The sequence below is a fragment of the Vagococcus allomyrinae genome, assembly GCF_017829975.1.
GTDB classification, from domain to species: domain Bacteria; phylum Bacillota; class Bacilli; order Lactobacillales; family Vagococcaceae; genus Vagococcus_D; species Vagococcus_D allomyrinae.
Map to the genome: position 1 here is coordinate 1 of NZ_JAEEGA010000037.1, position 10210 is coordinate 10210.

The 10210-nt window shown below is 33.5% G+C and carries 8 protein-coding genes; 5 read left to right on the forward strand and 3 right to left on the reverse strand.

What is annotated here, in order from left to right:
* The coding region (locus I6N95_RS26765; protein WP_209533216.1) for a hypothetical protein at nt 1-298 on the forward strand (298 nt) is incomplete at its 5' end.
* 745 nt (nt 299-1043) lie between these two features.
* Complete coding sequence (mobV, locus tag I6N95_RS26770) at nt 1044-2279, forward strand: MobV family relaxase (RefSeq protein ID WP_209533218.1); 1236 nt, start codon at nt 1044-1046, stop codon at nt 2277-2279.
* Between the two features lie 17 nt (nt 2280-2296).
* On the opposite strand, the gene I6N95_RS26775 is transcribed toward mobV, so the two are convergent.
* Together I6N95_RS26775 and I6N95_RS26780 are read right to left on the reverse strand one after the other, a co-directional pair.
* Nucleotides 2297-2686: a helix-turn-helix domain-containing protein gene (locus tag I6N95_RS26775; protein ID WP_209533221.1), complete on the reverse strand. Its 390-nt coding sequence runs from the start codon at nt 2684-2686 to the stop codon at nt 2297-2299.
* A 332-nt stretch (nt 2687-3018) separates the two neighbouring features.
* Nucleotides 3019-3165, reverse strand: coding sequence for a hypothetical protein (locus I6N95_RS26780; protein WP_209533223.1), 147 nt, complete (start codon nt 3163-3165; stop codon nt 3019-3021).
* A gap of 1721 nt (nt 3166-4886) precedes the next feature.
* On the opposite strand from I6N95_RS26780, the gene I6N95_RS26785 reads away from it, so the two are divergent.
* Nucleotides 4887-5612 carry a replication initiation protein gene (locus I6N95_RS26785; RefSeq protein WP_209533225.1) on the forward strand — a complete coding sequence of 242 codons (726 nt, stop codon included), beginning with the start codon at nt 4887-4889 and terminating at the stop codon, nt 5610-5612.
* A 30-nt stretch (nt 5613-5642) separates the two neighbouring features.
* Nucleotides 5643-6170 (forward strand): helix-turn-helix domain-containing protein, encoded by a 528-nt coding sequence (locus I6N95_RS26790; RefSeq protein WP_209533227.1) that lies wholly within the window; start codon nt 5643-5645, stop codon nt 6168-6170.
* A 277-nt stretch (nt 6171-6447) separates the two neighbouring features.
* Here the strand turns inward: I6N95_RS26790 and I6N95_RS26795 are convergent, their stop codons facing one another.
* The gene (locus I6N95_RS26795; protein WP_209533229.1) at nt 6448-7377 is read right to left on the reverse strand and encodes a sunset domain-containing protein; all 930 of its coding nucleotides are present in this window, start codon (nt 7375-7377) and stop codon (nt 6448-6450) included.
* Nucleotides 7378-7907: 530 nt separating this feature from the next.
* Between I6N95_RS26795 and I6N95_RS26800 the strand changes: the two genes are divergently transcribed.
* Nucleotides 7908-10210 (forward strand): toll/interleukin-1 receptor domain-containing protein (locus I6N95_RS26800; RefSeq protein ID WP_209533231.1); only part of this gene is annotated, 2303 nt, incomplete at its 3' end.

Sequence of the window (10210 nt, forward strand, 5' to 3'; positions counted from 1 at the left end):
AAAAAAAACGTTAGATGAAACATATGAGAAATATAGACAGCTTAATATTGGTTCGGATAATGGTTTTCTAAATCTAATGTGCTTATACTATATCAGAACCAAGAACATGACTAAATCTAGAGAATTTTTAGATAAGCTTAAGCCTAAGTCTGATTACATTCAAATGCAATATTACAGACTAATATTAGAAGATAAAAGCGTTCTTTTATCTGAAAGAATAGAAGCGCAAGAAAAAATTTCTAGGTTAAGTGTTGAAATAGATGATATAGAAAATATGACTCTTGTTATTGATTTTTAAAAAGTTGGGATACCGGCAGGATTTCGACAAATTTGTACGACAAGCAGCTAAGCTAGTATTCCCATTTTGCTTGAGTCCATCGCATACTGAAAAGTCGGAGAGATTTCTTCGGCTCTACGTCAAATGATGTGGATGGTTATATCCTGGAGAAAATAAAATAATAAGAATATTTATAGTTGGGGTTCCGAGCGCCTGCGGGCAATTTGTATCGATAAGGAATTAATGTTGGGAATCTGCTGTTATTTGGTACAATACTAGTAAATTTGTTTGGAGGAAGTCTCATGTACACTGCCGATTTACAAAATTTCAGGTAACGAAAATTATCCGTTCCGCTATTCCATTTACCCCAATTACCGGTAACGTCAAAATCAAAATAATATCAAAAAGGTCAGCATGATTTTTGTGCTGATCCTTTTTTTTCTGCAGAAAAAAAAGAGAAGGTTTGCCAGGATATTTTAGTTAAGCAGCGTTAGCCAGATTAACTAAAATATCCTGATTTTTCCTGACGAGTGATAAAGCCTAAAAGCGACAATCACGAAACAGGGAAACAAGGTTTTAGCCCTCGGCAGAGCTCACACTTTACGAATTAAAGTATAATGAGTTATACTTTACATGGAAGTTAGCCGATTTCAAGAGCTTTTATAGTGGCACTTTACAACTAAATACGGGAGCATAGTGCCATTTTAGTGCAAGGACAGTGTAAAAGTGTCACTATTTCACCAAATCGCAAGGGGGAGTAAGACTAATGAGCCAACTAGTAGCCACCATGAGAAAATTCAAATCAGACAACCTCAATGGCATACAGAAACATAATCAACGAGAAATAAGCAACCACTCAAATCAGGAAATCGACGTGTCAAAAGCACACTTGAATTATGATTTAGTGAATAAAGAGTTGATCAATTATCGAGAGGTGGTTAATCAAACAATTGACAGTCAGAAAGTGTCAACGAGAGCAACCAGAAAAGACGCTGTTTTAGTTGCTGAATGGCTTATTTCAAGTGACCGAGATTTTTTTAAAGAGTTAAGCATGCCAGAAGTACGCCAGTACTTTAATAAATCACTCTCCTTTTTTCAAGAAAGATACGGGAAACAAAACATTGCTTATGCCATGGTTCATTTGGACGAAACAACACCACACATGCACATTGGTGTTGTTCCGATGAAAGATGGAAAATTAACCGCAAAAACGTTGTTTAATAGGCAAGAACTCCGGTATGTTCAAGATGAATTGCCCGTCAGGTTAAGCAACGCCGGCTTTAACATTGATCGAGGAACCAAGGGCAGTCAACGAAAAAAATTAAGTGTACCTGAATACAAAGCCACCATGAGAGAGCTGGAGGATCTAAAAGAGCAAAAAGAGAAATTAGTTGAGCAAGCCAGAAACACGCCTAATTTCAATCCTGACGCCTTCGAGCCTGAATACGTAGAAACACGTACAGGAATGTTTAAACGGGAACAGGAAGCTACTGGACGATTCACAGTGGATTTTAAAGAGCTTGAACACATCAAACAAACAAGCATGGCAATTGATGGCATGAAAGAAACGATAAGCAAGCAAGAAAATAAGATAGCTGTTTTATTAGACGAAACGTATCAATTTGACCACGAACGTGGGCTATTCAACGTTTCGTTAATTAAAAAGGATCAAGAGATTGAACGACTGCAGGAGTTATTGAGCCAATCAGTATTAAGAGAGCAACAGGCGCACCAAAAAGCCTTAGCCTCACAAGCTGCATACAAAAATCTTGAGTCTAAGACCCTGAATTTATTTAATTCATTTACAAATTACCCGTCCATCACACGTGGGATTGATAAGATTTTCAATTTCGATTTACTCAACATGTCGCCACTTAAATTGCTAAACTGGATTTTAAGCGAACCACAAGACCAATTTAATACACCAAAAGAACCGGAACAAATGATCCGACGAAAAACACATCAAAAAAACCAAAATAATGAATGGGATTTATCAAGATGATCACAAAGAATATGATTCTAAAACTGGATTTGATCAAATTTAAACTTAAAATCATCTTCCGTTTTGAGATAGCCAGATTGCCAATTATATGGCACTAGATATGTATGACTAACGCTGTTTACTTTTTGTTGATGTCTTTCAATCAACCTTTCACTTTCTAGCTCATATATCCAATTACTTATAGTTCTTGGTGATTTATTAAAAAAATTAGCTATCGTTGCTACACTATGAAAAACTTCACCTGTTTTATGATTTGCATGTAAGCCAAAATATACGTATAAACTAATAGCTCCAGGAGATAATTTTTTCATATATGGTTTGAAATCACTAAAAACTGGAAAGAAACCAATTTTTTTTTCAAACTGTTCTTGTCTCCAAATTTCGTATTCTGATACTTTAGATACCATAGCAATTCTCCCCTTTTTCAAAGTTGTTTAGCAATACATTTCATACTGGTGTGCAATTTATTGCTAACTAATTATAACTTATTTAATTATAAATTACCAATATCCTTAAAAGGATATTGGTAAAGCGCCTCTTTAATTTCAAATTTTTTTCGCCTAGTATATGAGTATAGAATTTGTTTATTATTATATATAATAACAACTATGAAATTAGCGTTATGATAAATAAAAAAAAGAACATAACGCGCCAACGTTATGTTCAACATAGTAATCCGTTTTAATGACGGTAACAAGCAACAAACAACAGTTAAACAAAAAGAGTAACCGGGCGCCTGCTAAAGCTGACGGTTGCTCTTTTTGTCTTTATAAACATCATAACCTAATTTTAAGACGGTTACTAAGAACGTACCCAATCTCAAAAGTAGATCCACATTTAAATCAGACACAGACCTATCTACACTTCCATTAGATTTTCCATCCATAGAATCCACCTCCTAGAGGTATATCAGACAGTCACCGCCAAAAATACTTATTACTACAAATTTTATTATATTCCATTTCAAAAAAAATTGCGAATAACCATTCCATTTATTTATTTTAACAGATTTGTATTTTTAATATTACGAGTAACGTTAAAAAATTTACACAGTGCTTTCTTATGGAATTTATCAAGATAATCACAACAAACATGATAAAAGAACGTCGTAGACCTAAATCTCTCAACGTGAGATTTACCAACAATTTCGACGTACAAACATAGTTTGTGTAAGTGCGCCCTTTTCTTTTTTTCACACAGAATAAAATGTCCCCTTTCTCAACTTTGCATTTCTAAGCTGATGGTCACACTGCAAAAAGAGACAATTGACTTTTTAGGGGGAGGTTTAGCGCAAGCATTGCAAGTGTGTAGACACTTACGAAAAAAGCCGATAGAAATTTAATATTTTCTTGTCGTTTTTTAATTTTGGGGTACTCCCCAATCCCCGTTTTTGAGAAAAAATTGAGAGTTTGTTCACTTTTCCAGTTAAGGAAATCCCATCATTTATAGGTCTATCGTCTTTTATAATTACCGGTAACATTAAAAACAAGATCATATTTATCATTTAGAATTTATCGAGTGTTTTCTTGTTGTTTTTCGTTTTCTAGTTTATACTGAAAAACAGAATATTTCACGTATTGCCAGAGCAAGAAAGCCGAAGCGAAAGAGTCTGCTTGCAGACTCAGCGTTAGCGTAGCGAGGTTTTTTAGCTTGGCAGTGTCGGGGCCTAGCCCTGACACTTAGAACCCCCACCATCTAGTAGGGGGGTAGAAAAAGGGAACCGAAACATAGTAAACGGGTAACAAATGCAATTAGACTGGCATTTGTTACCCGTTTTTCGAGTTAACATTTTGTCCTATTTTTCATGGATCGATGTTAACTGAGAAAATGCAATAATTTGCGATAAAATTACTAGTAATATTAATATTGGACTATGCTGGCTCATAAGAAAGAAATAACATAGTCCTATTTGGGGCTTATAAGCCGATTTAAGCTGTTTGATTTTATCGATAAGAGAAACGTATCGATTAGACTATAAAGTTTCTTAAAAGTGAAATTAGAGTGGTTTCTCAGCCTTTGGGTTGTTAGGGCTTGCCCTGACCATGCGTAGCATGCCCTTTAAGCTAGTTGATCAGTTAATCAAGACAAAGAGACGTTATGCCTTCTAAATGAGCTTAGGATAGCTCAAACTCTCTTTAAAGATGGGGTTGACCTTTACAATGTGAGGCTTGTCCTCACTCCTTTATGTTTTTGAATTTGATTTTTTTTGGATTAATATTCGCGAACCTGTTTGTTCCAGGAGTCCAAAATTTTGGGCGGGAGATTTGTTACATGCGCGTACGCGTTTTAAGATAAACTGTTATATAAACTGTTAAGATAAACTGCTAAGAACTACTACTAGGGTCTCGGTATACCTTGGGAGAGTAGACGTTTGAGTATGCAATGTGCAACACTTTTGGACATTAAAGGACACACTTTTGGACAGTAAGGGACACACTTTTGGACAGTAAGGGACACACTTTTGGACAGTAAGGGACACACTTTTGGACACTTCTATTAATCGATAATAGTCTAATAATGTGCAACAAATTTAGCTAAAATGTGCATATACATCAAGGGTTATGTTATACTTTTTTTATTAAGTATAATTTTCATAGGAGGTCTTATATGAGTAATGATGTCGTACGTTATAACAACGGATTAAACACTATACCTTTAAGAAATTTTACACCTGTTGAAATGGATATTTTTTGGGCTGTTTGCTCTAAAATGAAGCGCAAAGGAACACAAGAAATGACATTTGATTTTGATGTCTTTAAGGAAATCGCAAAATATGATCGTAGAGAAAAAGAGGGGTTCTACCTAGCAATAAAAGCTACTTGGGACAAAATGAAGCATTTAAATTACCAATTTGAAGATAGTCATTATTTTGAAGAGCTTCTTCTCTTTCAACGATTTGCTATTGATAAAGAGAATGAAAAAGTAATTATTCAAGCAAGTGAGCGTTTTGAATTTATTTTGAATTCAATCGGCACAAACTTCACTAGATTTGAATTGGAAAATATGACTAGTCTGTCCAGTAGTTATTCTAAAGAATTATATCGCCAATTGATGTCTCACCGTGATTTGAAAACTCGCAAAGGTGCTTGGTTCGTCAAGGTGCATGAGTTTAAAGAGATTTTAAGTATTCCAAGTTCATATCGAATGTCACATATTGATGAAAGAATTTTGGAAAGAGCTAAAAATGAATTTACCACTCCAGATAAAAACGGTAATGTGATATTTTCTACTTTTAGAGTTGAAAAAGTAAAAGCTAGAAAAGGTAATAAAATTTCTAGTTTCAAAATATACTTTCAAGAATCAACTTGCTCTAAATCAATTCCTTTGTTCTAAAATCATACAGAAAATTGAGGGTGTCACTATATGGCAAAAACTATAAAGGAGCTTGCTGATGACTTAGGAGTTAGCAAGCAAACTGTACAGTATCATTTCCGTTCTTTGCCGGCAAAACTATACACTAAAAACGACAAAGGAGTATACTCCCTTAACGATGAAGCTGTTAAGCTTTTGACCCAAAAAATCAGTCCTGAACCAGCAAAAAAAACGACAAAAGAAAATGATGACTTATACAGTATCCTCAGTAACCAATTAGTCACTAAGGATAAGCAAATACACGAGTTGCTAGTTCACCAAACACAGCTACAGAAACTACTGGATCAACAGCAAGTTCTCACGCTCCAGGCCAATCAAAAAATCTTTGCCTTGGAAACTAGCTTAGAAGAAAAAAACAAGGATAATCATGTTTCTGAAGAACCAAAAAAATCCCCTTCAGAACACACTGAAAAAACGGATCAGCAAACAATGAAATTTGATGCCACAAAGAAGAAAACTGGCGAAACAAGCAAACCACTTTCCAATAAAAAAGGATTTTTTTCTCGCTGGTTCAACTAGACTATTTTGTCTGATCCCTGGATTCATGATTTTATTGAACTGCCTTCACAGATTTATCATAATTGCTTGCTATAGTCAGTTCATACCAACAAACAACCCTAACAAAACTTTTTCATTAATTCACTCCTCCCAAGTGAATTATCCAAACTCCTGGAGCAATCAGACGAAGAATCTGGTTGCTCTTTTTTAATTTACTATGCATAATTTCTAAAAATACTGTTTAAACTAAATTCTTGGTCTTAGCTCACCAAACAAAGTAAGTTCGGTCCCCGTTTATCTATCTTTTAGGAGCTACATAACCAGATTGAACCGCTTCTGAAACAGTTTTAAACCAAGCGACTGGATTAGTAGTCCTGCTATAATAAGTACTACCAGGAACATGATATATACCATTTTGGCTCCCTTTAATAGTCCCATTACCATTAGAGTCTACAAATTGCTTTTCCTCTGTCAAATTGTTGTTCCTAGCTTGTTCTTCCTGTTCTTTAACCAATCTGTCGGCTTCTACCTTTTCTTGCTGCTCTTTAGCTAATTTGTCGGCTTCTGCTTTCTCTTGTTGCTCTTTAGCCAATCTGTCGGCTTCTGCTTTCTCTTGCTGCTCTTTAGCCAATCTGTCGGCTTCTGCTTTCTCTTGCTGCTCTTTAGCTAACCTGTCGGCTTCTGCTCTTTCTTGTTGTTCTTTAGCTAATTTGTCAGCTTCTGCTTTCTCTTGTTGCTCCTTAGCTAATTTGTCAGTTTTAACCTTCTCCTTCTGCTTCTTAGCTAACTTGTCAGCTTCCGCCTTCTTCTTCTTTTCTTTAACTGATCTATCAGCCTCTGCCTTCTCTTTTTCTTTTAGATCTTGTTCTTGCTGTTTTTTTACTACTCTTTCTTCTGAAGATTTTTGGGCCAATAATCTTTCTTCTGGTGTCATAGTTGCACTTAATAAAAACATCGATGCCATTGCTACAATTAAACTTGAAATTATAAACTGTTTTTTTCTGAATCTAGATCGAAAAATAAATGTAATAAGACTAACAATAGATATTAAAAATATCAAAAAGAATAAATCAGATATAGTTGTTATTACACTAGAAAAAAATTGCAATAGCAATATTGAACATATCAAAATGATAATATTTTTTCTTTTCCTATACTCTGGTTTGACTATAGCTATAATCAAAAGAATTAATAATGCAACAGACATGACTGAAAATAGTATCTGCATTCCTAGTTACTCCTCCTTTTATTATTTTATATACCTAAAGTTTAACTAAGTAACAATTAAAAAGAAAGGTGATATTACTTTTTATATTAAAATAGTGACATTTATGCAACTAAAATTTTATATTTGTACCATATCCTTGCTTAAAACTGAACCAGGATGGAAAAATATCACTTATGCAATTCTTTTCTTTTGGTGTAATTGCACCATTTATAAAGAACCGGTTGCCTATATCAGCTGATAAATGCCCTCCCTTTCACTAACTATGAAAAAATCGAAACGCCGTTAAATCAGCATTTCGATTCTAAATTTGACCTATACCAGTTTGTTTTCACAAAGAAAAGCGCCCAATCCCTTGGGGGACGGGCTACTTAGTATAATATAGATTATGTCAACTTACTTTTATCTTTTTTTTGAATAAATATATTTGTATTGGACATGTAATGTAACTTATTTATCAGATGTCTATCATATGTTTTTTTTTAGTGATACTATAATACTTATTAAATATTATAGTAGAGGAGTTAACTATTATGAAGAGGGCGTTTTTATCCCACAATGGGGCTGATAAACCTTTTGTTTTAGACGTTTATAAAGAATTAGGTCATGTCAATGCTGTGATAGACAGTCATCAGTTTATTGAAGGTGTAGATTTAAGGAATCAAATTAATACTTATATTTTAAATTCGGAAGTATTTGTCTTGTTCGCGAGTAAGGAATCATTAAGTGCTCCATGGGTTACATATGAACTTAATATAGCTGAAATGGCTGTATTAAATCGAGATATTGCTAATATATTAGTTATATTGATAGACAAGGATATTACGCACGCTAACTTGCCAAAGTGGTTACAAAATTCATTGATTAGATATGTAGAGACCCCTAAAATTGCGGCTAGTCTAATTAGAAGCATTTTAGAAACTAAAGTAGAAAGTTTATTTTTAGGTAGAGGAGAAGATCAAGAAAAATTTGCTAGGCATTATTTTTCGTCGGATCGAAATTCTAGAAACCTTGTATTTTTTGGTTTAGATGGCATTGGTCGTAGAAGTTTTGCTAAATATATAGTGAAACAAAACTTTAATTTATTACTTTCAAGTGAGTATCAAATAGAAGGGTCAAAATCACTGATTTCATTATACAGAGACTTATTACTAGATTCAATGACGGGTCTATCTATTAGCAAAATAGATGAAAATATAAGATGTTTTAGCGAACTGGAATTAGCAGAACAAGTTTCAGAAATTTTGAATTACCTGAATAATTTTGCAAAACACAACCAAGTGCCAATTCTTGTAGATAAAGGAGGTATGCTTAACTCTGAGGGAGAATTTAAAACAGAGATTTTAGAGTTGATGAATCAGATAAATAAAACGGATAATTTATTTGTAATGTTTTTACTGACCAGAAATCCTAGAGGTTATAACAATAATCTATACTTCGTTTCATTCGTTCCACCACTTAGCTTAGAGTCCTCAGCACAATTATTGAAACAGTACTGTAATGTTTTTCATAGTATCAATATCTCTAAAGAAGACAGCAACACCGTAGGGGATTATATTGCTGGGTATCCCCCTGCTGTTAGAATTGCGTCTAATGACATACATCTTTATGGAATAGATATGGTTAAAGAAAGTCCAGTGAACCTTATTCATTATAATAAAGGGGTCTTTGACGAGTATATAAATAACAATATAAAAAAAGAGGAAGAATATCTACTTAAAATAATTAATAACTTTGGTTCTTTATCGTTAAAGATATTGATGAACCTAGTTCCAGATTCCAATAAGTTAATAAATCGTTTAATAGATTTGAGCATAGTAACGTTAAACGTTGATTCTCAATCATACTCTATTTCCACTCCTGTTGTAAATGCTCTAAATCAAAGATATGGTGTTTTGAATAAGAATGATTATAAATCAATAGTAGGTCGTTTGAAAAATGAGTATTTAAACTCCGATAATGTACCTGATATTAAAACACTAGACGTTCTTATAGTTTGTTTACTACGTTCTGATGTGAATAATGGCTTGGATAAATTCAAGAAATTAATCTTGCCTTCAGACATATATAAAAGTGCTATGAGTGCTTATAAAAGTAAAGATTGGTTAACGGCTAAGAATTTGTTTGAAAAATTATTAAAACTAGATAAAGATAATATATCAGCTTTAGAATATTACATCCGATCTAAGATAAGGTTAAAAGAAAATACAGATGCAGACCTTAGGAAGATGCACGATTTGTCGATAGAGAAATATTTGAGCATTTGTGGATTTAAATATTTGAAAGCTGGAAAATTTACTCTGGCAGCTGAAAAATATGAAAATGTTAAAAAGAACTACTATGCTTCTCCTTATATTTACCGAGATTTAGGAGAGTGTTACTATCAATTAGGAGAACTTGATAAAGTAAGAGAAATTTTAAATGAAGGACTAGTGAAAACTAATTTTAAAAATAAATTTATGTTAGATTTAGCTGCAAAAAATGCAATAAGACAAAACAACTTTGATGATGCTAGAAGTTACTTAGGTCAACTAGAACAAGTAGATACGCAAGGTAGTGTACTTCATAGGAAATCGTCTTTATATTCTAAAGAAGGAAATCTTATAGAAGCGAGAAAGTGTGCTGAACAAGCTGTTTCGCAAGAAAATAGTAGACGCGAGTTTTATTTATTACTGGCTAACATACATATTAGCTTAGGCGATTTAGTTAGTGCAAAAAAAACGTTAGATGAAACATATGAGAAATATAGACAGCTTAATATTGGTTCGGATAATGGTTTTCTAAATCTAATGTGCTTATACTATATCAGAACCAAGAACATGACTAAATCTAGAGA